The 24,723-nt window shown below is 42.0% G+C and carries 23 protein-coding genes; 18 read left to right on the top strand and 5 right to left on the bottom strand.

What is annotated here, in order from left to right:
- The first annotated feature begins 114 nt into the window (after positions 1-114).
- Positions 115-498, top strand: a complete 384-nt coding sequence (locus tag LPA49_RS02215) for a response regulator (RefSeq protein WP_036967027.1) — start codon at positions 115-117, stop codon at positions 496-498.
- Positions 499-561: 63 nt separating this feature from the next.
- Here the strand turns inward: LPA49_RS02215 and rpsT are convergent, their stop codons facing one another.
- The gene (gene rpsT, locus LPA49_RS02210; RefSeq protein WP_036967030.1) at positions 562-822 is read right to left on the bottom strand and encodes a 30S ribosomal protein S20; all 261 of its coding nucleotides are present in this window, start codon (positions 820-822) and stop codon (positions 562-564) included.
- Between the two features lie 243 nt (positions 823-1,065).
- Between rpsT and murJ the strand changes: the two genes are divergently transcribed.
- The 13 genes from murJ (at position 1,066) to LPA49_RS02145 (ending at position 16,024) form a co-directional block, all read left to right on the top strand.
- The gene (murJ, locus tag LPA49_RS02205; RefSeq protein ID WP_256719264.1) at positions 1,066-2,646 is read left to right on the top strand and encodes a murein biosynthesis integral membrane protein MurJ; all 1,581 of its coding nucleotides are present in this window, start codon (positions 1,066-1,068) and stop codon (positions 2,644-2,646) included.
- Positions 2,647-2,719: 73 nt separating this feature from the next.
- Complete coding sequence (ribF, locus tag LPA49_RS02200) at positions 2,720-3,646, top strand: bifunctional riboflavin kinase/FAD synthetase (RefSeq protein ID WP_065978564.1); 927 nt, start codon at positions 2,720-2,722, stop codon at positions 3,644-3,646.
- Positions 3,647-3,671: 25 nt separating this feature from the next.
- Entirely contained in the window at positions 3,672-6,497 is a 2,826-nt protein-coding gene (gene ileS, locus LPA49_RS02195) for an isoleucine--tRNA ligase (RefSeq protein ID WP_180310983.1), read from the top strand.
- A gap of 9 nt (positions 6,498-6,506) precedes the next feature.
- Complete coding sequence (gene lspA, locus LPA49_RS02190; protein WP_180310982.1) at positions 6,507-7,007, top strand: signal peptidase II; 501 nt, start codon at positions 6,507-6,509, stop codon at positions 7,005-7,007.
- Positions 7,004-7,444 carry an FKBP-type peptidyl-prolyl cis-trans isomerase gene (gene fkpB, locus LPA49_RS02185; RefSeq protein ID WP_036967041.1) on the top strand — a complete coding sequence of 147 codons (441 nt, stop codon included), beginning with the start codon at positions 7,004-7,006 and terminating at the stop codon, positions 7,442-7,444. The genes lspA and fkpB overlap by 4 nt, the downstream gene beginning before the upstream one ends.
- Positions 7,444-8,373 carry a 4-hydroxy-3-methylbut-2-enyl diphosphate reductase gene (gene ispH, locus LPA49_RS02180; RefSeq protein WP_180310981.1) on the top strand — a complete coding sequence of 310 codons (930 nt, stop codon included), beginning with the start codon at positions 7,444-7,446 and terminating at the stop codon, positions 8,371-8,373. Before fkpB ends, ispH begins: the two co-directional genes overlap by 1 nt.
- Positions 8,374-8,411: 38 nt before the next feature.
- On the top strand, positions 8,412-9,440 hold the full coding sequence (locus tag LPA49_RS02175) for a sensor histidine kinase (RefSeq protein ID WP_180310980.1): 1,029 nt from the start codon (positions 8,412-8,414) through the stop codon (positions 9,438-9,440).
- On the top strand, positions 9,437-10,147 hold the full coding sequence (locus LPA49_RS02170; RefSeq protein ID WP_268260695.1) for a LytTR family DNA-binding domain-containing protein: 711 nt from the start codon (positions 9,437-9,439) through the stop codon (positions 10,145-10,147). Before LPA49_RS02175 ends, LPA49_RS02170 begins: the two co-directional genes overlap by 4 nt.
- Positions 10,148-10,305: 158 nt before the next feature.
- Entirely contained in the window at positions 10,306-10,860 is a 555-nt protein-coding gene (gene pilV, locus LPA49_RS02165; RefSeq protein ID WP_075593731.1) for a type IV pilus modification protein PilV, read from the top strand.
- 1 nt (position 10,861) lies between these two features.
- Positions 10,862-11,851, top strand: a complete 990-nt coding sequence (locus LPA49_RS02160) for a PilW family protein (protein ID WP_075593730.1) — start codon at positions 10,862-10,864, stop codon at positions 11,849-11,851.
- Complete coding sequence (locus LPA49_RS02155) at positions 11,839-12,321, top strand: type IV fimbrial biogenesis protein PilX (RefSeq protein WP_036967062.1); 483 nt, start codon at positions 11,839-11,841, stop codon at positions 12,319-12,321. The genes LPA49_RS02160 and LPA49_RS02155 overlap by 13 nt, the downstream gene beginning before the upstream one ends.
- A 12-nt stretch (positions 12,322-12,333) precedes the next feature.
- Positions 12,334-15,618 carry a pilus assembly protein gene (locus LPA49_RS02150; RefSeq protein ID WP_180311640.1) on the top strand — a complete coding sequence of 1,095 codons (3,285 nt, stop codon included), beginning with the start codon at positions 12,334-12,336 and terminating at the stop codon, positions 15,616-15,618.
- Complete coding sequence (locus tag LPA49_RS02145) at positions 15,602-16,024, top strand: type IV pilin protein (RefSeq protein WP_180310979.1); 423 nt, start codon at positions 15,602-15,604, stop codon at positions 16,022-16,024. The genes LPA49_RS02150 and LPA49_RS02145 overlap by 17 nt, the downstream gene beginning before the upstream one ends.
- Before the next feature lie 23 nt (positions 16,025-16,047).
- Here the strand turns inward: LPA49_RS02145 and LPA49_RS02140 are convergent, their stop codons facing one another.
- Together LPA49_RS02140 and LPA49_RS02135 are read right to left on the bottom strand one after the other, a co-directional pair.
- Entirely contained in the window at positions 16,048-16,581 is a 534-nt protein-coding gene (locus tag LPA49_RS02140) for a GspH/FimT family pseudopilin (protein WP_180310978.1), read from the bottom strand.
- A 71-nt stretch (positions 16,582-16,652) separates the two neighbouring features.
- Positions 16,653-17,198 carry a GspH/FimT family pseudopilin gene (locus LPA49_RS02135; protein WP_180310977.1) on the bottom strand — a complete coding sequence of 182 codons (546 nt, stop codon included), beginning with the start codon at positions 17,196-17,198 and terminating at the stop codon, positions 16,653-16,655.
- A 137-nt stretch (positions 17,199-17,335) separates the two neighbouring features.
- Here LPA49_RS02135 and glnB point away from each other — a divergent pair, with 137 nt between their 5' ends.
- Positions 17,336-17,674: a nitrogen regulatory protein P-II gene (glnB, locus tag LPA49_RS02130; protein ID WP_036967074.1), complete on the top strand. Its 339-nt coding sequence runs from the start codon at positions 17,336-17,338 to the stop codon at positions 17,672-17,674.
- A 74-nt stretch (positions 17,675-17,748) separates the two neighbouring features.
- Here the strand turns inward: glnB and LPA49_RS02125 are convergent, their stop codons facing one another.
- Entirely contained in the window at positions 17,749-18,510 is a 762-nt protein-coding gene (locus LPA49_RS02125; RefSeq protein ID WP_036967077.1) for an outer membrane protein assembly factor BamD, read from the bottom strand.
- A gap of 133 nt (positions 18,511-18,643) precedes the next feature.
- On the opposite strand from LPA49_RS02125, the gene rluD reads away from it, so the two are divergent.
- The 3 genes from rluD (at position 18,644) to clpB (ending at position 23,024) form a co-directional block, all read left to right on the top strand.
- A complete protein-coding gene (gene rluD / locus LPA49_RS02120; protein WP_036967080.1) occupies positions 18,644-19,621 on the top strand; it encodes a 23S rRNA pseudouridine(1911/1915/1917) synthase RluD in 978 nt (325 codons plus the stop codon).
- A gap of 5 nt (positions 19,622-19,626) precedes the next feature.
- Positions 19,627-20,349, top strand: a complete 723-nt coding sequence (gene pgeF / locus LPA49_RS02115; RefSeq protein ID WP_180310976.1) for a peptidoglycan editing factor PgeF — start codon at positions 19,627-19,629, stop codon at positions 20,347-20,349.
- A gap of 98 nt (positions 20,350-20,447) precedes the next feature.
- The gene (clpB, locus tag LPA49_RS02110) at positions 20,448-23,024 is read left to right on the top strand and encodes an ATP-dependent chaperone ClpB (RefSeq protein ID WP_065978558.1); all 2,577 of its coding nucleotides are present in this window, start codon (positions 20,448-20,450) and stop codon (positions 23,022-23,024) included.
- Between the two features lie 85 nt (positions 23,025-23,109).
- Here the strand turns inward: clpB and LPA49_RS02105 are convergent, their stop codons facing one another.
- On the bottom strand, positions 23,110-24,657 hold the full coding sequence (locus LPA49_RS02105; RefSeq protein ID WP_036967088.1) for a PAS domain-containing methyl-accepting chemotaxis protein: 1,548 nt from the start codon (positions 24,655-24,657) through the stop codon (positions 23,110-23,112).
- Positions 24,658-24,723: the final 66 nt, after the last annotated feature.

Raw genomic sequence — 24,723 nt, 5'->3', positions numbered from 1 at the left:
ATAACGAAGTTTTTGATATAATAGTCAAATTCAGATCATATAACACTGATTGTCTTATTGCGTCACAGAGTTACATTCAATTAGTGTGAACCTTTATTGCTTAAGAGGAATAGTATGGATACGCAGCTTTCAATTCTTATCGTTGACGATGTGGGAACAGTTCGTAGCTTTTTAAATCAAACGCTCATGCACTTGGGGATTGATGACGTGCGCGAGGCTTCAACGGCTGCGCAGTGTTTAAGTGAATGTAAAGAGAAAGAGTTTAATATCATTTTTTTAGATATTGAATTGCCAGATGGCGATGGAAAAGAAATTATTTCTCATATCAACGACATTTCACCAGAGGCAAATGTGGTGATGGTGTCAGCCCATTCAACAGTTGAAAATGTGAAAGATGCAATTGATAAAGGCGCTAAAGGGTTTGTTGTTAAGCCGTTTACACCGAAGAAAATTGCGGCAATGTTGAAAAAGTTCTACCCAGAGCTGGAAATTGTGTAACGTCAAATTTCAGGTAAAAAAAAACCGGCAAAAGCCGGTTTTTTTATATCTTTCAAAAACAAATTATAGCGCTTTGATTTTAGCTGCTAAACGGCTCTTATGACGAGCTGCTTTGTTTTTGTGGATTAGACCTTTAGTTGCGTAACGGTCTAGGATAGGTGTTGCAACAGCAAATGCTGCTTGTGCAGCTTCTTTGTCGCCCGCTTCAATTGCAGCAACTACTTTTTTGAAGTAAGTGCGCATCATTGAACGACGGCTTGCGTTATGTTGACGATTTTTTTCGCTCGTGATAGCGCGTTTTTTTGCAGACTTGATGTTAGCCAAGGTTTGCTCCTAACAATCTTAAAATAAGCTTAATTTAAAGGCCGTGGAATATGCCTGTTTTTATCATGAATGTCAATGAATTTTTGACAGCTCAAGAAAAACTGCTCCTTATAACGAACATCAATTTGCCGCTTTAGCAGTTAATATCGACATTGTAACAAAGCGTCGTGTCCGAGCCTAGTGCTTTAGAGATATTTTAGGCATAATCGCCCATCTTAAAGGTTTTTTGATAATAGGTTTAAGGTGGCAAAAGGATTATTTCGTTCCGGGATGATTGTCAGTGCGATGACGATGATTTCGCGTATTTTAGGGTTAGTTCGCGATGCGGTTGTTGCTAACTTGCTGGGTGCAAGTGCGGCAGCTGATGTGTTTTTATTTGCTAATAGAATCCCTAACTTTTTACGACGTCTATTTGCCGAAGGCGCATTTGCACAGGCATTTGTACCCGTATTGTCTGAAATAAAAGAGCAGCAAGGTGACGACAAGGTTAGACTCTTTGTCGCGCAGGCTGCGGGCACTTTGGGCACAATTTTGCTGATCGTCACTTTATTTGGTGTGATTGCCTCGCCAGTGATTGCTGCTTTATTTGGTACTGGCTGGTTTATTGATTGGTGGCAAGGGGGAGAGGATGCCGCTAAGTTCGAATTAGCGAGTGCGTTATTAAAGCTCACGTTTCCGTACTTGTTTTTTGTGAGTCTTGTTGCTCTTAGTGGCGCAGTAATGAATGTGTATAACCGCTTTGCCGTGGCCGCATTTACCCCTGTATTATTGAATATTTCAATTATTGCCTGTGCTATTTTTCTGCATGATAAATTTGCAGTAGGTGCTTATGCATTAGCAATAGGGGTGTTCATTGGTGGCTTGGTGCAACTGATTTTTCAGCTGCCATTTTTGTATCGAGCGGGCATGTTGAGCCGACCTAAGTGGGGGTGGCAAGACGAAAATGTCGTGAAAGTACGAAAGTTGATGTTACCGGCCTTGTTTGGTGTATCGATTAGTCAAATTAATTTATTGCTCGATACCATGATTGCCTCAATGCTTATGACAGGCTCCATTGCCTGGCTTTACTATTCAGACAGATTGATAGAGTTCCCCCTTGGGTTATTCGGTATTGGTATTGCAACAGTGATTTTACCGGCACTGTCTAAATTACATAGTACGAAAAGCACACTTGATTTTCAGCATACGCTTGATTGGGGAGTGCGATTTGTTATTTTCTTAGGTTTACCAGCCATGTTTGGTTTAATGGTGATAAGCCCGTTGATCATCACGGTGCTTTTTGACCATGGTGCGTTTCAAGACGGTGAAATTGATCACGTTCAAGCGGTTAGTTATGGCGTGATGGCGTACTCGGTAGGGTTAGTCAGTTTTATGTTAATTAAGGTGTTAGCGCCTGGTTTTTACTCGCGACAAGACACTAAAACCCCCGTGAAAATAGGCATAAAAACCTTGGTTCTAAACATGGTGTTTAACATCATGTTAGCGCCTTTTATTGGTTATTTAGGGTTAGCTTTAGCCACGTCTATGTCGGCCAGCTGTAATGCGTTTTTACTTTATCGGCAGTTACGCAAAGAAGGGGTTTATCAGTTTTCTTCAATGAGCGTCGGTTTTACATTTAAGTGTTTGTTTTCGAGTATTTTGATGGCGACTGCGGTATGGTATGCAGGTCAGCACTTTGCATGGCGAAGCTGGCACTTTAGTGAACAAGTTATGTTGTTGGCAGGGCTGCTTGTGTTGGCTGTATTGGTATACTTTGTTGTGCTCTTTATTTTAGGAATACGACTAAATACGATAAAAAGTGTTGCAACTACTGAATCCAACTAAAAAAAAGATTATAATCGGCGCTTCAAGCCCGATGAACATGTTTTGGGCGTGCTGACAAAGGCAAATAGGTGGCATGGAGTTAATTAGAGGTATTCATAATATTCGCGCACAACACTATGGTTGCGTGTTAACGATTGGGAACTTTGATGGTGTGCATTTAGGCCATGCTGAAGTGATTAAAGGCTTGCTACTTGATGCGCAAAAACATCAGTTACCCAGCACTGTTATGTTATTTGAGCCTCAGCCACAAGAGTTTTTTGCTAAAGATAACGCACCCGCTCGATTGACACGTTTGCGTGATAAGCTTCGATTGTTAGCAGAGCTGGGTGTTGAACGCGTAATTTGTATTAGTTTTAATCAGCAGTTTGCTAACATGGAAGCAGAGCAGTTTGTTAACGAAGTCTTGGTTGATAAGCTCGGCGTGAAAGCGCTCACTGTCGGTGATGATTTTTGTTTTGGAAAACGTCGCAGTGGTGACTTTGCGTTGCTAAAAAATATGGGTGCAGCGCTGAATATAGATGTTAAAAGTACGGCCAGCTTTCGTCGTCTTAATGACAGAGTAAGTAGCACACTAATCCGCCATGCGCTAGCAGCAGGGCAATTAGAAGAGGCTAAAACGATGCTGGGTCATGGGTATGCGATTTCTGGACGTGTTATTCACGGTTGGGCAAAAGGCCGTGAGCTTGGTTTTAGAACGGCAAATATTGCCTTGAAACGTCAAGTATGCCCAGTAAATGGCGTATTTGCGGTGAAAGCGACCGTTGGCAATGAACAGCTGTTTGGGGTTGCAAATATTGGCAACAAACCCACATTTAACGGGACACGCGCATTATTAGAAGTTCACCTTTTTAACTTTGCGCAGGACATTTACGGACAATTTATGCATGTGGAGCTTGTAAAAAAGCTTCGCGATGAGAAAAAATTCGAGACATTAACACAACTGACGGCGCAGATTGCAGATGATGTAACCGCCGCTAAGCAGTGTTTTGGTTTAAATTAGGTAGCCGATACGGAAAGTAGGATTAATGAGCGACTACAAACATACTTTGAATTTACCGGAAACAGCGTTTCCAATGCGCGGCAATTTGGCACAACGTGAACCAACTATGCTTAAAACATGGTATGAAGACGATCTATATGGTCAAATTCGCAGCGCTAAAAAAGGTAAAAAAACCTTCATTTTGCATGACGGCCCTCCGTATGCAAACGGTGACATCCATTTAGGCCACTCTGTAAACAAAATTCTTAAAGACATTATTGTTAAGTCAAAAACCTTGTCTGACTTTGATGCGCCTTATGTGCCTGGTTGGGACTGCCATGGTCTACCTATTGAATTAATGGTTGAAAAGAAAGTTGGCAAGCCTGGTGTTAAAGTGTCAGCGGCTGAGTTTCGTGAAAAATGTCGCGAATATGCTAAAAAGCAAGTTGAAGGTCAAAAAACAGACTTTAAACGCTTAGGGGTATTTGGTGATTGGGACAAGCCTTACCTGACCATGAACTTTGACTTTGAAGCGAATGCAATCCGTGTATTAGGCCGTATTATTAAAAATGGTCATTTACACAAAGGTGCTAAACCGGTTCATTGGTGTACAGATTGTGGTTCAGCGCTTGCTGAAGCAGAAGTTGAGTACCAAGACAAACAATCACCTGCTATCGACGTACGCTTTGAGTTTGCAGATCAAGATGCCGTTATTAACGCATTTGAACTTGCCGATGGTCATCAAGGTACAGGCGCTGTAAGCACTGTTATCTGGACAACTACACCGTGGACACTTCCTGCCAACCGCGCAGTGGCTGTTCATGAGAAGCTTGAGTATGCATTAGTTCAAGTTGATGACGAGGGCGCGCAACAGCGTTTGATCTTAGGCTCTGAACTCGTTAAAGATGCGATGGATCGTTACGGTTTCAATCATTACCATGTACTGGGTTATGTTAAAGGTGCTGCCTTAGAAAACTTACACGTTGCTCACCCTTTTTATGACTTTACAGTGCCTGTGATTGTTGCTGATCACGTAACGACAGATTCGGGTACGGGGGTTGTTCACACTGCACCTGGTCATGGTCAAGAAGATTTCGCGGCTGGTCTTGCATATGGTTTAGAAGTAGCAAACCCGGTGGGTGCAAATGGTGTTTATTTACCTAATACGCCACTGTTTGCAGGTCAACATGTATTCAAAGCCAACGCGAGTGTTATTGATGTATTAACAGAAAATAACGCGCTGTTGCATCATCATGCACTCAATCATAGTTACCCACATTGCTGGCGTCATAAAACGCCAATCATCTTCCGTGCGACACCACAATGGTTTGTAAGCATGGATCAAGCGAACCTTCGTCAAGATTCATTGAATGAAATCAAAAAGACAGAGTGGTTACCTGAGTGGGGTGAAAGCCGCATTGCGAACATGGTTGAAGGCCGACCTGATTGGTGTATTTCACGTCAGCGTACATGGGGTGTACCTATTGCATTGTTCGTTGATAAAGACACAGGGGCGTTACACCCGAATACGCAAGCATTAATCGAAGAAGCGGCTAAGCTAGTTGAAAAATCAGGTATTCAAGCGTGGTACGATTTAGACCCTGCAACATTACTTGGTGATGACGCTGATAAGTACATGAAAGTGCAAGATACTTTAGATGTTTGGTTTGATTCAGGTGTGACTCACGCGTGTGTTGTTGATGCGCGTGAAGACTTGACGGGCCCAGCAGATCTTTACCTTGAAGGGTCTGACCAACATCGTGGTTGGTTTATGTCGTCAATGATGACATCGGTTGCAATTAATGGCCATGCACCTTACAAGCAAGTGTTAACACACGGCTTCACCGTTGATGAAAACGGCCGTAAGATGTCTAAGTCACTGGGTAATGTTATTTCACCGCAAAATGTGATGAACAAACTAGGTGCTGATATTTTACGCCTATGGGTTGCATCAACTGACTTTACCGCAGAGATGACGGTATCGGATGAAATCTTCAAGCGCTCGGCAGATCGTTACCGTCGTATTCGTAACACGAGCCGTTACTTACTTGCTAACTTAAATGGTTTTGATCCAAAAACAGATCACGTTGCTATCGACGATATGGTTGAACTAGACCGCTGGATTGTTGGTCGTGCTGCCGAGTTACAAGATGAAATTTTAGCTGCTTACGACAAGTACCAAATGTTACTTGTAACGCAAAAATTAATGAATTTCTGTACGGGTGAGCTTGGTTCATTCTACTTAGATGTAATCAAAGACCGTCAATACACAGCGAAAAGCGATAGCCATGCACGCCGCTCATGTCAAACAGCGCTTTATCACATTGCAGAAGCAATGACGCGTTGGATGGCACCAATCTTAAGCTTCACTGCACAAGAGATTTGGGAAGCATTACCGGGCGAACGTGATAAATTTGTATTCACATCAGTGTGGTACGATGGGCTTAAAGCCTCTACGCAAGGTAAGTTCAGTAACAATGATTGGCTCACAATTCTGAATGTACGTGATGAAGTGAACCGCGTATTAGAAGCGGCGCGTAAAGAAGACATTATTGGTGCGACTTTACAAGCAAATGTCAGTATTTATGCAACTGAAGCGTTAAGTTCAAAACTTGCCGCATTAGGTGATGAATTACGCTTTGTATTATTAACTTCTGGTGTCACTGTTGAAACGGTTACTGAACAACCACAAGGTAGCCAAGCAACTGAAATTGATGGCTTGTTCATCAACGTTACAGCAACAACGGCAGAAAAATGTGAACGTTGTTGGCATTACTGTGATGATGTAGGTGCTGAGCCTGCTCATCCTGAAATCTGTGGCCGTTGTGTTAGCAATGTTGATGGCGACGGTGAACAACGTCAGTTCGCATAGGAGTTGTTTGTGAGCAAACTATCCGGAAAAAGTGGCTTAGTATGGTTATGGCTGAGTCTACTACTTTTAGTAGTAGACCATGCGACAAAAACACTTGTTGTAAATACCATGACCTACAAAGAATCTATTGAAATTTTGCCATTCTTTAATTTTACCTATGTGCATAACTATGGTGCTGCCTTTAGCTTTTTAAGTGATGCTGGTGGTTGGCAACGCTGGTTTTTAAGCTTAATTGCTGTGGTTATTAGTGTGCTTTTAACATGGTGGTTAAAACGTTTACCTGCCAGTAATAAGGTGTTGTGCTCTGCGTATGCACTTGTACTTGCGGGTGCGATTGGTAATTTATACGATCGTATTGTCTATGGTTATGTAATAGACTTTTTGCATGTGTATTATGAAAATTGGCACTTCCCAGCATTCAATATTGCCGACAGTGCAATTTGTATCGGTGCAGCATTACTTTTATACGATGCCTTTACAGGCGAAAGTCCTAAGGAGCAAAAAGCATGAGCCAAGCAGTAATTGGTGAAAAGTCTGAAGTGATCTTTCATTTCTCAATTAAATTAGAAGATGGCTCAGCAGCTGATTCGACGAAGGTGCACAATAAGCCTGCAAAATTAAGAATGGGCGATGGTAGTCTAACCGCCAACTTTGAAAAGTGTTTGTTAGGCCTAGCCGCAGGCGAGAGTAAGTCATTTGAACTTGAACCTGAAGATGCCTTTGGGCAACCAAACCCAGATAATATTTACTATGTAGACCGCAGTAAGTTTGGCGCTGACACTCCAGCTGAGGTGGGGAACATTATTGCCTTCACTCAACCTGATGGCACTGAATTACCAGGACTTGTCCGTGAGGTACAAGGTGAGTCTGTAACGATTGATTTCAATCATCCACTTGCTGGCCAGCGTTTAACCTTTGAAGTCGATATTTTAGAGGTAACAGGGTAATGGATATTTTATTAGCTAACCCACGTGGTTTTTGTGCAGGTGTTGACCGCGCAATCAGTATCGTTGAGCGAGCACTAGATATCTTTGAAAAGCCTATTTATGTGCGACACGAAGTGGTGCATAACCGCTATGTAGTAGACGGTCTTAAAAACCGCGGTGCTGTATTCGTTGAAGAACTTGATCAAGTTCCTGATGACAGCATTGTTATTTTTAGTGCGCACGGTGTATCTCAAGCGGTACGTAGTGAGGCTAAGCGTCGTGAATTAAAAGTTTTCGATGCAACCTGTCCGCTAGTTACCAAAGTACATATGGAAGTAACGCGCGCGAGCCGTAAAGGCATCGAGTGCATTTTAATAGGTCATCATGGTCACCCTGAAGTAGAAGGCACCATGGGGCAATATAATAACGAAGCAGGGGGTATCTACTTAGTAGAAACACCGGAAGATGTTGCAAATCTGACGGTTAAAAATCCTGACAATTTATTTTATTGCAGTCAAACAACCTTGTCGGTTGATGACACTGCCGATGTTATTGATGCTTTACGTACAAAGTTTCCTGCAATTGATGGTCCGCGTAAAGATGATATATGTTATGCGACACAAAACCGTCAAGATGCGGTGCGTGACTTAGCAGATAAAGTTGATGTGTTACTGGTTGTGGGAGCTAAAAATAGCTCAAACTCAAATCGTTTACGTGAACTTGCAGATAAAATGGGCACTAAAGCGTATTTAATTGATGATGCAAGTAACGTTGAAGCTGATTGGTTTAACAACCTCAATGCCGTAGGGGTTACTGCGGGCGCATCTGCACCAGAAGTGTTAGTGCAGCAAGTAATTACTCGTCTAAAAGAATTGGGTGGAAACCAAGTTGTTGAAAACCCTGGCGAAGAAGAGAATATAGTATTTGCCGTTCCTGTTGAGCTACGCTAATCTAAACGAGTAGTTAACAACAGATACTAGGAGAGCCCATGAGCACACAGCCAAATCAAAACGGCTTGTTGATTGCGGCTCTTTTTCAATCCCGAGGTGTGCTTGCTACACTCGTGGTAAGTCAAGTTATTGCTATTTTACTAGCGTTTGCCCCTGCAACCGAAGGCGATGTATGGCTTCGTCTTGCCATTTTCAGTTTCTTTTTGCACTTAATCTTTCTGACAAGTGTTGCCGCACTGTATATTTTTAGAAAATACTTGGCACGCTATTCTAATAATTTCCAACTACTTATCCTGACTATTTCATTATTGCTATCAACGTGTTTTTACAGTGTGGCTGTATTATCTCTCTTTGCAGATATTTATTATATTGAATCAGCGGGCTATTTTATCGCGAGTAATGTACTCATAATCTTTTTAGTGGCGGCATTATTTAGTCAATTTGTTGTTATACAAAACCAAAAAGAGCTACAAACCAAAGCATTAGCGCATGCTGAGTTAGATGCGTTACAAGCACGTATTCGTCCACACTTTTTATTCAATAGCTTGAACACAGCTGCCGAGCTAACGCATTATGATGCCGAAGCCGCCGAGCAAGCTATTTTAGCTTTAGCTGCGTTATCACAAGCTGCAATGAAAAGCGGTAAAGCGATTTCTTTACAAGACGAGCTGATATTATGTGAGCAATATATTGCACTTGAGCGTTGGCGTTATGGCGAGCGATTAACGGTTAATTGGCAGATGCCAGCGTGCGTCCCAGACGTTGAAATTCCGTGTCTAACGATACAGCCTATTATTGAGAACGCGGTGTATTATGGCCTTGAACCGGCTTCTGAGAGCACAAAAATTACCATAGAGATGCATATAACCGATAAAAGCTATACGTTTATTATTATTAATCCTGTGGTTGAAAATGCAGAGCAGCGCCGCGCTGGTAATGGCATGGCACTTGAAAACATTCGCCAAAGGTTGGCGCTTTTTTATCACTATCGTGCCAAGTTAACCACCACACATCGCGATAGTGAGTTTAGAGCTAAACTCGTTATTCCAAGGCAGGAAATTACATGATCAATGTTTTGATTGTTGACGATGAACCGCTGGCTCGGGCACGTGTTAGGCGTTTATTAACCATGCATCCTAACTACCATGTTGTTGGCGATGCAGACAATGGTGAGCAGGCGGTAACGCTGTGTAAAGAGTTGCAACCGGATATCGTGTTATTAGATATTAATATGCCAAAATTAAGTGGCTTAGAGGTCGCAAAGGCATTAAAGTTGCTTGCTATACCTCCGGCTGTGGTGTTTTTAACGGCCCACTCTGAACATGCTCTAGAAGCATTTGAGTTAGCGGTAGATGGCTATTTAGTAAAACCTGTGACCGAGCAAGCACTTACAAAAACCTTACTGCAACTTAGCAAACTAAATCGTACACAAGTCAATAGGCCTGTTCATTCACATATCACTTATCAGTTAGCGGGTGCTATGCGCCGAGTCAATATCGACGATGTGGTGTGCTGTGTTGCAGAGCAAAAATATACGCGACTAATTTTTGTTGGCGGTGAAGCTATTATCGAGCATAGCTTGAAACAGCTTGAAAGTACGTACTCACAACAATTATTGCGTATTCATCGTAATACCTTGGTTAATAAGCTGCATATACAGAGCCTTCATTGCTCTGTGTCGAGTGGTCATCATTTGATAATGCGACATTATGATGAACCTCTCACCATTAGCCGTCGAGCACTTAAAACCGTAAAACAAGCGATGGGTGAATAGTTTTACCACACAGTTTTACGGTGCCAATTTTCGATGCTGTTTTAGTCGGTATGTTCGGACCGCTTATCAATAAATTTGACCGTTCATCTAAACCCTCATTGCTATTTATTATTGTCCTTTTATGCTTATTGTATGGAAATCTATGAGCTGATTTTAATATGACACGGCATTCACATGTTCAAGGCTTTACCTTAGTTGAAGTACTTATTGCTTTTGTGATTTTAAGCTTTGGGTTGTTAGGCGCTGTAGCGCTGCAGGCAAAAGCTAAGCAAGCTAGTTTTGATTCAATGCAGCGTGCTGCAGCGGTGGCGTTAGGAAACGATATTATTCAACGAATGCGAGCAAACGATTCCACAGGATTTACAGCCCTCTATAATGGCACTTTCACAAGTGACACTGCGTTAAATACCAATTTACAATGCTACAACGCAGCGTGTAATGCTCAGCAACTTGCAGCCCTTGATAAACAGCAATGGGTGCGGGCTATTCAAGCGCGTGAAAATACCGGGGCTTTAGATGATGCAACGGTGTGTATCAAGAGCACGCCTGTCGCAGCGGGTAATGCAAGTGAATTTAATATTAACGTGGTGATCAGTTGGCAAGGTCGACAAGCAATTAAAGCAAATGCAGGTACGTCGGCAATTGAATGCGGTGCAGCCAATGATAAGCGTCGTTTAATTGTGCTTGAAAGCTATATTTACTTAAGGTCTTGATATGAGAAAGCATGCAGGATTTACGTTAGTTGAAATGATGGTTGCGCTATTTATAGGCGGACTTGTTTTAGGTGGCGTTATGTTCACCTATATTAGTATGAAAGTGACCACGCGTGACACCATGACAATTGGTGAGTTACAAGAAACAGGCCGATTAGCGATTAATATTATGCAACGTGATATTGAGCAAATAGGCTTTTGGGGAACATTTTATGAAGACTCGTTTTCGCCAGCAAATACAGAGTCAACCGCTAATCCTACTCCCGATTGTTCTGAAGGGCTTAACAATGGTAGTTTCCCGGTTAAAACAGCAACGAGTAACTTTCGCTCAGTGTATGCAGTGTTAACCGCGACTGGTGATGCATTAGGCTGCATAAAAAACGCTAAAAAAAATACAGATGTTCTGCAGTTAAAGTTTCTTGAAGGTTTGCAAATTCGACCTGATGATACAGGTGCTGGCAGTTATTACTTTGTTGCCGAACAAGAAAGAGCTCAGTTTGTACAAGGGCCAATTGATGGTGCCTCACTTAATGTTAACGCGACTGTATGGCGTTATCGTCATCACGTTTATTACATTTCTGAGCAAAATTACACAATAAATGACCAACCTGTCACTGTGCCCGTTTTAATGCGCAGACGTTTAAAACCAGGCTCAGGCATGGTTACAGAAACGATAATGGAAGGGGTTGAGGACATGCACTTTGTATTTGGTCTCGATACAACCAATAATAGCCGTGTTGATACGTATAAAAGTATTAACCAAATGACGAATACTGATTGGGAAAACCGTCATGGCATCTTAACTGTGCAAGTTTTCCTATTAGTCAGAGCGCTTACCCCAGATGGCGATTTAAAAATTCAAAATCAAACGTATACCTTGGGTGAAGATGAAAGTAGTAGAGAGCTAACCTTTACTGATAATTACCGTCGAGCATTGTTTACCACGACTATTCGCTTAAATAATGTGGGAGCTAATTTATGGCGTATATAACGTTAGCAAAAAGACAACAAGGCGTTGTGTTAATTGTTGCTCTTATTATGGTTGTCGCGGTCACAGGCATTGCAGTTACTCTTATGAGTAGCAGTAGTATTGACATTAAAATCACCAATGCAGCACAAGAACGTGAAGCTGCAGAAAATGAGTTAATTGGCACGGTACAGCGCGTAATAGCCAACCAAGCTGCTGCAGGGGCAAATAGTGCCTTTTTTAAAAGAGCATCAGCAATACCTGGCGGAGTTCATGATTTAGGGAATATTGGCGATGCATCAAGTTCGATGGTTAATTTAAATAACGGCCCAAGTGATATTCCTTGTCCACGCAAGTTTAATTTTACAGCGGGTGTGTCATGCAACATGTTGCAAATAGATACATCAATTACCTATGGCTCTAAAAGTAATCACACACTCACAATCACAACGGGTGTTGCTCAAGAGATGGTAGGCCGTAACTCAGGCCGTTAACGGAGACTCATGATGAAAATGAAAACGTTAGTGCGCAGTATACTGACTGGTTTTGTAACCTGTATGGTTACTGCAGTGTATGCTGAAGACATAGAGCTATACGTTAACTATAATGTGAAAACAAATGAAAAACCGCGTGTTTTACTTATTTTTGACACTTCTGGAAGTATGGCATTTTCTACTGCAACGGGTAAAAGTTGTGGCTACAGCAGCTACACGGGCTATGTTGTGTGCCCAGACAGTCGTCTTGGTGTAGCAAAAAGTGCGATTACAAGCTTAGTAGATAACAATGACGATATTGATTTCGGTTTGATGCGTTTTAATAGCACAAATGGCGGTTATGTATTAGCTGGAATAGGCTCGTCATCTTCATCCTTGAAGACAGCCATTTCTGTACTACCTGCTGACGGGGGGACACCTTTAACAGAGACGCTTTGGGAAGCCTATTTATACATTACGGGTCAAAGTTTGTATTACGGAGAAAAAGTTAATGAGGCTTGGCGAGACACGTCAGTAGAGACAAAAGTCAGAAGGGGGTCAAAGCGTAAACCAAAATACAGTTATACATATATCTCTCCATTTGATACCACAGAGGAAGCAAAACGCTGTGATAACTCTGTTAATGTTATTTATATGACAGATGGTGACCCCTCTTCAGGCTCAGATAATGAGCAAGATGGAGAAATCAGTGATCTCTATAAATCTTATTTCGGTAGCAATTTAAGCGGCTCTGATAAAATTGCGGGTGTTTATTTACACAAGCTTGCGCAGATTATTCATGGCACTGAAGATGTTAAAGTGGATTTGTTTCCTTCAACATCTGATATTCATGAAACAGGGCGGGTGTATACGATTGGCTTTGGTAGCGGTATGAGTAAGGATGGTAAACGCTTATTATCAGAAACCGCTGATTTAGGCGGTGGTCAGTATCTTCATGCTGACACTGCAGAACAATTATCAAAAGCTTTAAAAAATACGATAACACGCATACGCGAAGTAAATGATACTTTTACTTCACCTTCTATTGCGAATAATAATGTTGATCAAACACGCAGTCGTGAAGGTATTTATTATGCAATGTTTTACCCAGAAACCGGTGCTCGGTGGCGTGGAAATCTTAAAAAGTTGAAAGTGTCAGGCGATGAAATCGTTGATTTGGATGGAAAGCCGGCATTAAACGCTGATGGTTTGATTGCAAAAGGGGCAAAGACATTTTGGTTACCAGATAATACAGCACCAGACGGGAACATTGTTCAGGAAGGTGGTGCAAATCTTATGTTATCAAACCTATCATCGCGGACCATTTATACCGATGCCGGGAGCGCTGGGTTAGTTGATTTTACTAAGTCGACAGTTTCTACGGCACTAGGTGGCGACTTAGCGGCAGCGTTAAAGTTTAATTTAACTACAGCAACAAGTGTCAATTCGTTGACTCTTGGGCTCTTATCGACCGAGTTAGATAAAACGATCAAGTGGAGCCGAGGAATAGATGTGGATGATGAAGACGGTGATGGCAGTACCAGTGATCAACGACAAGATATTTTTGGTGATCCTCTGCACTCAAAACCTGTGACAATTGATTACGGTAATGATGATGTGCGCATTTTAATTGGCACCAATGCAGGTTACCTACACTTTTTTCAAGATAAAAATGATGTATTAAAAGAAAGCTGGGCTTTTATACCCAGTAGCTTATACAAAATTATTAAACCATTACGAGAGAATCAAGAAAAATCAAAGGTCTATGGTGTTGATGGACCTATTTCTGTGTTCTTTGATGATAAAAATGGTGATGGAGTTGTAAATGGCACTGATCGTGTTTGGGCGTTTTTTGGCTTAAGACGTGGCGGCAATAATTATTATGGACTGGATATTACAAACCCAGATTCACCTCGACTCATGTGGGGGGGACCGATTATTGGTGGAACGGGAGACTTTAAAGAACTTGCGCAATCATGGTCTAAACCTACGGTGACATACATTAACTTAAAAGGGTATGAAAATCGACCACTGCTTGTTTTTGGTGCAGGGTACGACACCAATAAAGACAATGTTCTGCGTACTGAAGACACAAAAGGGCGCGGTATTTATATTGTTGATGCACAGAGCGGCAAAAAAGTGTGGGCTTTAACGTCGAGTGAAAATGGCTTTGCAGGTAAACACAGTATTGCTTCTGATATTAGTGTTTTGGATTCTGATTATGACGGTTACACTGATCGATTATATGCATCCGACACCGGCGGTGATGTATGGCGTATTGATATGCCTTCAAATAGCCCAACGAGCACAGAAAGTCCTTGGACACACTTCAAACTTGCGAGTTTAGGCAGTGCACTTGCATCTCAAGATCGTCGTTTCTTTTATAAACCGATGGTTGCGAGAACAATGTTTAGTAAGGTCTCTGAAACAGACGTAAATGGTAAGTCGGTTAAAACACGTATTGATACCCCCTTTGATGCAGTATTACTAGGTAGTGGGAATCGCTCTAAACCAACGGGCACCACAACGAGTGATCAATTGTTTATGATCCGCGATATCAATACAGTAACACGCTCATTCCAAAGCGATGAGATTCCAGCGGCGATCACCCAGGCTAATTTAATGAATATGGATGCTGACCCGTTTGGTAATGCACTTGATAGTGTAGATAAATTTACCGATTTAGAAGTTGAATTAGGTCAATACCATGGTTGGTATTATAACCTTCTAGCGGCTGGTGAAAAATCACTGGCAGCAAGCACGGTTATTGGAGGAGTCGCTTATTTCACCAGTTACGCACCCGCTTCTTCAACAGAAACAGCGAATCAGTGTTCATTAACAGGGGGCTCAGGGAGTTTATATGCGTTCCACTTACACTACGGTACAAAAGTGTATGATAGTCTAAAATTTACGACCTCAAATGATGTACCTGATACACCTCAGCTTTATTTCGGTGTTGGTGATAGCTGTGTTGATAGTAATAATAATGGTTTTTGTGATGAAACCCCGGATCCTGAAAACCCGGATCCTGAAGACCCGAATCCTGAAGACCCGAATCCTGAAGACCCGGATCCTGATAACCCAGATGTGATCAAAGATACAGACGAAAAAGTCAAAGAGATGAGTCAGTTCTTAACCATAGGACCAGGTCTTAAAGGCGAGCAAAACCCCTTTAAAGTGAAAGAAATACAAGGTCCGGGTTTAACGGTTAAAGATGGAAAAATACAACTGGTTAATGATGCAACTCCGATTGGTTTTGGTTTTAAAACACAGCAAACCTATATTTATAAGCGAGAAGTAAATGACAAGAGTAACTAATAAAGTAAAAGGGTTTACCTTAATCGAACTGATGATTACCGTGGCAATTTTAGGTATTATAGCCAGTATTGCGTTACCAAGTTACTTTGAGCATGTTAAACGCACCGCCAGAACAGAAGCCATTACTGCATTACTTGATGCTGCCAATAAGCAAGAGCAGTTCTTTGTCGATAACAGGCAGTATACAACAACTTTGGCTAACTTAGGGGTCAGTGCTACAACTGAGAATAATTTTTATAAAATTTCAGTTGTTGTCGATAATGATGCCGGTACATTCGCGTTTACTGCCACACCCGCAGCAGGGCCCGTTTTGCAAGATGGCGAATGTGCAACATTAACTATTTCAGATACAGGATTAAAAACCTCAACGGGCTCTGCGAGTGCGAGCACCTGCTGGGGTAAGTAATCCCTCATTGAATAATTGAAATATCAGGATTGGCATTTGTTGGTGTCTTTTAGCCGAGTACGCCCAATAGAGCTTATTGAAATAGCAAGCCCTTTAAGGCTTGCTATTTTGTATTCAGGGCAGTACACAAAGGTGCCATTATTAAATCCCACAGGCGTGCCATCTGAACGAAATGTGATTGAATGGCGGGGGTAAGTTAGCATATCAAGTTTATCGACTGCTTCAAGTTCCCAAATAATAGTATCACCTTCATCAAACACCCCAATATCGCCCCTGTCGACAAATACGGTGAGTGCTTTGTGCCAGTGCTCTCGATTGCATTGATTTTCTTGCAGCCCACAAAAAGTAACGTACGTGCTGTGGGTTTTTGCGTTATGACGGCTTACGCTTAATGCGCGTTTAACTAAGTGAGTGCGGTTTTCTAGGCGACTTTTAGCTAGATAAGGCTTATATTCAAACAGCGCAATATTCATAAGTATTGCGACTATTGATAGCACCACTAAGCTTTCGATGAGTGTTGCACCATTCCTATGGTGTAATGTGTTTAAGGTCTCCATCCGTGAAGACTCCAAATTGTGACAGTTTAATTAACTATAGTTGGACCTAAAATGGTGTCAAATTATGGGGCTTAATCACAGGTATTTGTTGTATCACCTAGGTATAAAGCAGTGCCAGATTTTAATACCTGCAATGCTTTGTTGTTATCATTTGCGCCAGAAGGACAAAAAGTAAAGGTACCTGGATCAGAGGTGATCATGCCGCTAGTATCAAAGATAAGTGCGTTATTGCCACTGAAACTCAGTTTACTCGTTTTAGGGATTTCTTGGAGGACTCTCAAAGTGGTATCGCCATTAGCAGGGTTATAACTGCCATTCTGATCTGAATCAAAAAATACAAAGACCGTGCCTTGGTCCCAATCATTAGAGCAATTCATTGCTGTATTACTCTCAATATTAGCTGTTGCTCCACTACAGACTACAACAATTGCATCGCTACTGGTGGCTTTTGCCCGTGCAAAGCTAATACTGCGCTTTAATTCTTGTAAGTAGCTTTCGGCGCGGTCATTTTCTAGCAAATCAGAGCTATCCCACAGTGCTATGGCAGCCACAATGCCCACGATTGCAATAGTGACCATCAGTTCGAGGAGTGTAAAGCCCTTTTGTAATGATTTCATTGTTGTCTCTACTTTTAATACTTTATTTAATAATATCATGATTGTTGATTTTATCACCGTATTTCATAGCTTTGTTTGCTATAGAGAGCCGTATTGTCTAAAATCGAGGCAATCAAGAAATAATAAGTAGCCTTAAAATGAAAAAAATCGAAGCAATTATTAAACCATTCAAGCTTGATGATGTTCGAGAAGCATTATCAGAGGTAGGCATCACGGGGATGACGGTTAGTGAAGTTAAAGGTTTTGGCCGTCAAAAGGGGCACACAGAACTCTATCGCGGTGCTGAATACATGGTTGATTTTTTACCCAAGGTAAAACTAGATATTGTACTAAGTGATGAAGACGTAGATAGAGCTATTGATGTGATTGTTAAAACGTCACAAACAGGCAAAATTGGTGATGGTAAAATATTTGTCACAGATGTTGAGCGTGTTGTGCGTATTCGTACCGCAGAAGAAGATGAAGACGCAATTTAACGAAATAGCAGTCACACACACTGTAAAAAAGGCGCCAAATTTGGCGCCTTTTTAATGCTTATTCAGCGCTTAGACTATTTACGCTTATTTGCTTCGCGCGTTTCTTTAGCATGCGCACTTAGCTCAGGTAAACCTAGCTTCTCGTAGCTTTTCTCCATGATCTCTAATGCTTGATCCAGGTAACTGCTTTGCGAGTAGTGTTCAACGACATATTTACCTCGGTTTGCAGCGGCAAGATAAGCTTCACGTTCGTAATAGTACTCTGCTACTTTTAGTTCATAACGCGCCATTTTGTTAAGTAACCATACTAAACGTTTTTTCGCTTCTGGCGCATAAACGCTATTTGGGAAACGTTTCAGTAAGGTTGATAAATCGGTAAATGCAACCCGAGTGCGATTTGCATCTCTATCCGCACGGTCTACACCAAAGTATTCTTGGAATGCGTTTTTGTCTGCTTTGATATTAACCAAGCCACGCATGTAGTACATGTAATCTAAATCTTTGTGATTTGGGTTTAAACGAATGAAACGGTCAATTGTTGCGAGAGCTTGTTCAGTATTGCCTGCTTGATAATGTGCATACACGAGATCCATTTGTACTTGTTTTGATAGTGGACCAAATGGATAGCGTGAATCAATAGCGCTTAATAACTCAATAGCTCGTGCATAAAGGCCCGAATCTAACGTTTGTTTCGCATCTTCATATAAAGCTTGTGCAGATTTATTCGGAACGCGTTGAATATCTTCTTGATCAGGAGCAGATGAACAGGCTCCTAGGCCAAGTAATGAAACTGAAAAAACAATGGCGAACGCACGTTTCCCTATTTTATTTATCATTTTATTTATTACCTTCGATGTCTTCGGCTAGGCCAAGTGAGGAAAACCGAGTAAACTATACATACAATGCTAATTAAAGCGATTCTAACCCAGTCGAGCAAAGCTTGCACTGGTAAATTGGGTAAAGTTACTAATGTCAGAGCAAATTTCTCTCCAAGCCGAGGTTCCAATTGACCTTGGCGGTAAACGTCTAGACCAAGTATTGGCGCAATTGTTCCCTGATTATTCTCGTTCACGTATAAAAACGTGGATTTTAGATGATAAAATCACCGTGAATGGTGAAATATTAAACACCCCGCGTGAAAAATTACTCGGTGGTGAACTGGTCAGTGTTGAAACAACCATTGAAGCACCGCGCGAGTACGAGGCACAAAATATCAAATTAAACATCGTTTATGAAGACGATGATATATTAGTAATCAATAAACCGATGGGATTAGTGGTACACCCAGGGGCTGGTAATCCAGACGGTACAGTATTGAATGCCTTGCTTCATCATTACCCCGATATAATTAACGTGCCGCGTGCAGGTATCGTGCACCGTCTTGATAAAGACACCACAGGTTTAATGGTGGTAGCAAAAACAATTCCTGCGCAAACGCACTTAGTGTCTGCACTGCAAAAGCGTGAAAACTTCACACGTGAATATGAAGCAATTTGTAATGGCACTATGACGGCAGGCGGTATGATTGAAAAGCCAATTGGCCGTCATGCAACAAAACGTACTCACATGGCTGTTCATGAAATGGGCAAACCTGCGGTGACTCATTACCGTGTTGCTGAAAAGTTTCGTGCTCACACACGCTTACGTTTACGCCTAGAAACTGGCCGTACTCACCAAATTCGTGTGCACATGGCGTATTTAAACCATCCACTGGTTGGTGATCAGTTATATGGCGGGCGCCCACGTCCACCGAAAGGCGCAACGCCAGAGCTATTTCAAATGCTGAGAGACTTTAAACGTCAGGCATTGCATGCGGTTAAATTGTCAATTGCGCACCCTATCACAGGTGAGTTAATGACTTGGCAGGCGCCTATTCCAGACGATATGGCCGCTATGACAGAAGCATTGCGAGCTGATACGAAAGCCAATCCAAATATTGAGTATTAAACATTATGATTACGCCAACATGGACTGCCCCTGACACTATTGGGGCCCTCAGTACAACTCGTGAAAACGGGGTATCTAAGGCACCGTTTAATAGCTTTAATGTGGGGTTTCATGTTGGTGATGATGAGCAAGCTGTGCAGGCAAATCGCACTGCTTTAACGAGGCAATTGCCAAGCCCAGCTGTGTGGTTAAATCAAGTACATAGTGCGGATGTGGTGGTGGTTGATGAACGCGTTGATATTCATTCAGTAAGTAGCGCTGATGCACTTTATACTCGCCTAAAGCAGCAACCGCTTGCCATCATGACGGCCGATTGTTTACCCGTGCTATTGTGTTCAACGTCAGGGGATGAAGTTGCTGCGGTTCATGGTGGGTGGCGCGGATTAGCGAAGGGAATTCTTGCCAATACACTGAGTAAGTTTAAGGCTGAGCCTGCTGACATCATTGCCTGGTTTGGTCCTGCTATCGGGGCTTTGCAGTTTGAAGTCGGGCAGGATGTTAAAGATTGTTTTTGCGATCAAAACCAGATTCATCAGCATGCATTTACTGCCCAAGGTGAAAAATACTTAGCGGATATTTATTTACTTGCCAAGCAGCAACTCACTCAGCTTGGTGTTGTGGGTATTTATGGCGCAGAGTATTGCACCTACTCACAGCCATCATTATTTTTTTCGTATCGACGAGATGGTCAAACAGGGCGAATGGCAAGCTTGATCTGGCGCAAATAATCGCACTTTTTAGTGATTAAATTTTCATCTCTTACTTGAACAAACTACATATCATACCCATTAATTAAGCAATTAGTTTTTTTAATAGGTAAACCTTCATGCGTTTAGATAGATTTACAAGTAAATTTCAATCTGCGCTTTCAGATGCGCAGTCATTAGCACTTGGGCGCGATCATCAATTTATTGAGCCCGTGCACTTAATGTATTCATTACTTCAGCAAAGTGGCTCTAGTGTTCGTGCACTCCTTGCGCAAGCTGGTGTGAGTGCAGACGAGTTAAATACAAAATTATCACAAGAAATCGAAAAGCTTTTTAAAGTAGAAGGCGTTGGTGGCGACGTACAGCTATCGAATAATATGGTTTCGTTAATTAACTTATGTGATAAATATGCTCAAAAGCGTAAAGATAAATATATATCGAGTGAACTTTTTGTACTTGCTGCGTGCGATGATAAAGGCCCGCTTGGAGATATATTTAAAGCGCTCAATATTACTTCAACAAAAATTGAAGCGGCCATAGAGGCTATTCGTGGCGGTCAAAAAGTGGATGACCCGAATGCGGAAGAAACCCGTCAGGCATTAAAAAAATTCACCATCGACCTTACTGAGCGTGCCGAGCAAGGTAAGCTTGATCCTGTGATTGGCCGCGATGACGAAATACGCCGTACCATTCAGGTTTTACAACGTCGTACGAAGAACAACCCCGTGTTAATTGGTGAGCCAGGCGTGGGTAAAACAGCCATTGCTGAAGGCTTAGCACAACGTATTATTAATGGTGAGGTACCCGAAGGGCTCAAGAGCAAACGCGTGTTGTCGCTTGATTTAGGGGCATTAGTTGCGGGTGCTAAGTACCGTGGTGAGTTTGAAGAGCGTTTAAAATCAGTTTTAAATGAATTAGCCAAAGAAGAGGGCCAAGTAATCCTCTTTATTGATGAAATTCATACCATGGTTGGTGCAGGTAAAACTGATGGTGCGATGGATGCAGGGAACATGTTAAAACCTGCTCTTGCACGTGGTGAGCTTCACTGTGTGGGAGCCACAACGCTTGACGAGTATCGCCAATACATTGAAAAAGATGCAGCACTTGAACGTCGCTTTCAAAAGGTATTCGTAGCAGAGCCATCGGTAGAAGACACTATCGCGATTCTTCGTGGTTTAAAAGAGCGTTACGAGCTACATCACTCTGTTGATATTACCGATCCGGCAATTGTTGCAGCGGCGCAGCTATCGCACCGTTACATTAGCGATCGTCAGTTACCCGATAAAGCGATTGATTTGATTGATGAAGCGGGCTCGTCAATTCGTTTACAAATTGACTCTAAACCAGAGTCACTTGATAAACTTGAGCGTCGTATTATTCAGTTAAAACTCGAAGATAATGCACTTGCCAAAGAAAAAGATGAAGCAAGTCAAAAGCGTCGTACTGAAATGCAAGAGCTAATAGCTGAACTTGAAGTGCAGTATCGTGAGCTTGATGAAGTATGGAATGCCGAAAAAGCTTCTTTGCAAGGCACACAAGTGATTAAAGCGGAGCTTGAACAAGCTCGTTTAGACTTAGAAGTCGCGCGCCGAGCAAGTGATTTACAACGGATGTCTGAATTACAGTATGGCCGTATTCCTGAACTTGAACGCAAGTTAGATCTTGCATCGCAAGCAGAAATGCAAGAAATGAGCTTACTTAAAAACCAAGTTGGTGAAGATGAAATTGCAGAAATTTTATCGCGCTGGACAGGTATACCCGTCTCTAAAATGCTGCAAGGCGAGCGAGAAAAACTACTGCAAATGGAAGATCAACTTCATCACAAAGTCATTGGCCAAGATGAAGCCGTGGTTGCTGTAGCGAATGCAATTCGTCGGTCACGTGCAGGGCTTGCTGATCCAAACCGCCCAATAGGTTCTTTTTTATTCTTAGGCCCAACAGGGGTAGGTAAAACAGAGCTTACTAAAGCGCTTGCAAGTTTTATGTTTGACACTGAAGATGCCATGGTGCGTATTGATATGTCTGAGTTTATGGAGAAACACTCAGTGGCACGCTTAGTGGGAGCACCGCCGGGTTACGTTGGATATGAAGAAGGTGGCTATTTAACAGAAGCTGTTCGTCGTCGTCCATACTCTGTTATTTTGCTTGATGAAGTAGAAAAAGCGCACCCCGACGTGTTCAATATACTTTTACAAGTGCTTGATGATGGCCGCTTAACTGATGGACAGGGTCGTACCGTTGATTTTAAAAATACGGTGATCATTATGACCTCAAACTTAGGATCAGACATCATCCAAGAGCAAGCTGGTTCGAACGACTATGCAACGCTAAAAGAGAAAGTGATGGGCGTGTTGGTAAGCCAATTTAGACCCGAGTTTATAAACCGGATTGATGAAACGGTGGTATTCCATCCACTTGCGAATGATCATATTAAAGAAATTGCCGATATTCAGTTAGGTAAACTGCGTGAACGCTTAACCGAAAAAGGCTATCTTCTGGAGGTAACTGATGCTGCCCTTGACCGTATAGCACAAAGTGGTTTTGATCCTGTCTATGGTGCACGACCGTTAAAACGTGCAATTCAGCACACCATAGAAAACCCGCTAGCGCAGCGCTTGCTTGGAGGTGAATACCTACCTGGTGCTATTATCCATATTGATGCAGATGAAAATGGGTTGGTTTTTTCAACCCGTTAATATCGGCAAATAAAGAAGCCGCATCAAATGATGCGGCTTTTGTGTTTGATTAAACAATTTAAATAAATCGCTTATTTAAGAAACACTAAACTTTAAACGTTAATAGCATATCGTTTACTTTGCGCGACCCCTCAACGAGGCCTGCGGCATCTTTAGCTACGTTATAGCTGAGCTTTAAGTTCTCTTCGCTGTGTCCTTTAATACTTTCAACGTTTTCGCGTATATCTGCACTGACAACTTGTTGCTCTTCGGCTGCGGTAGAGATTTCGGTCGCCAAACCAGATATTTCATTTATCTGTGCGAATATACTCGCAAGCTCAGCTTGAGTATGTGTGGTTGTTTCAACACAACTATCAGCTTGTTGCTTAGTTGACTGCATTACTTTAGACCAACTAAATAATGTATCTTGAATTTCTTTAATTGAACTATGAATTTGCGCAGTGGCGTTCTGTGTTCGTGAAGAAAGTGCACGCACTTCATCGGCAACGACAGCAAAACCTCGACCATGATCACCTGCACGGGCAGCTTCAATTGCGGCGTTTAAGGCAAGTAAGTTTGTTTGCTCAGCTATACCTTCAATTTCAGTCATCACTTGGCCGATTTTATCGGCTTCACTGGCTAATGAATTAGCGGTTGTTGCTGCTTGTTCAACTTGGTTAGCAAGGTCTGATACCATTGCGCTATTGTCTTCAATATGCAGTTTGATATCTGTACAGCTTTGGTATGTATCATTTACTTTTTCAGCTGTATGGTGCGTATTTGCTGATATTTCACCAATGGTTGCGCTCATTTGTGTCATTGCAGTCGCAATATCACCTAAACGCTGACCTTGTGCCGCTATACCCTGCTCAGTAAGCGATGACTGCGTATCTAAGTTTGTAGCGATATTCTTAAAGGAGTAGGTCGAGTCTTTAACGCGACCCAGCACTGTTCGTAATTTTGCAAATAGCATCTGCTGGTTATATTGCGCAATACTAAATGGGTGTGCACCGCAATACACATAGCGTGACACAGAATCAAACTCTGCACGCTGTGATTTAAGTGCTGAAGGAGTCACTATTAACTCATCATAATTAAGCGCAGCAAGCAGTAAAATAATGGCAAGTGTCGCTAATACAGTCATCAACGATGTGGTAAAACCAAGTGCAATAACCCCCGCAAGAATAATAATCAAAGACACTATTTGCCTTAGTGACACATTTTCGCGAAACGAGGCGATTGATTTGCCATCATTAATCTTTTGATACAAAGCCGTAGCGCGTGTTTTCAAGTGTTCAGAGGGTTTTGTACGCACTGATTGATAGCCGACTAATTGTCCATGTTCGTAAATGGGTGTGACAAAGGCATCAACCCAATAATAACGTCCATCTTTACAGCGGTTTTTTACCATGCCTCGCCAAGAGTGGCCTTGTTTAAGCTTTTCCCACATTTCTTTAAATGCGGCTTTAGGCATATCTGGGTGGCGCACTATGTTATGGTTTTTACCTAATAGCTCATCTTCGGTATAGCCCGCTATGTTACAAAATTCTGTGTTTACGTAGGTAATTACCCCGCGTAAATCGGTTGTCGAGACAAGCTCCTGTTGTTCAGAGTATGTCACTTCTTGATTAATGATTTCTTGCCCACGACGCATATGAGTCCTTGAAATATACTTTATTACGGTGTGCGGATTATAATCTCAGAAAAATGTAAGGGAAGA

It is taken from the genome of Pseudoalteromonas sp. MB41 (assembly GCF_020966275.1).
GTDB classification, from domain to species: Bacteria; Pseudomonadota; Gammaproteobacteria; order Enterobacterales; family Alteromonadaceae; genus Pseudoalteromonas; species Pseudoalteromonas lipolytica.
This window is presented reverse-complemented; position numbering and strand designations above follow the sequence as displayed.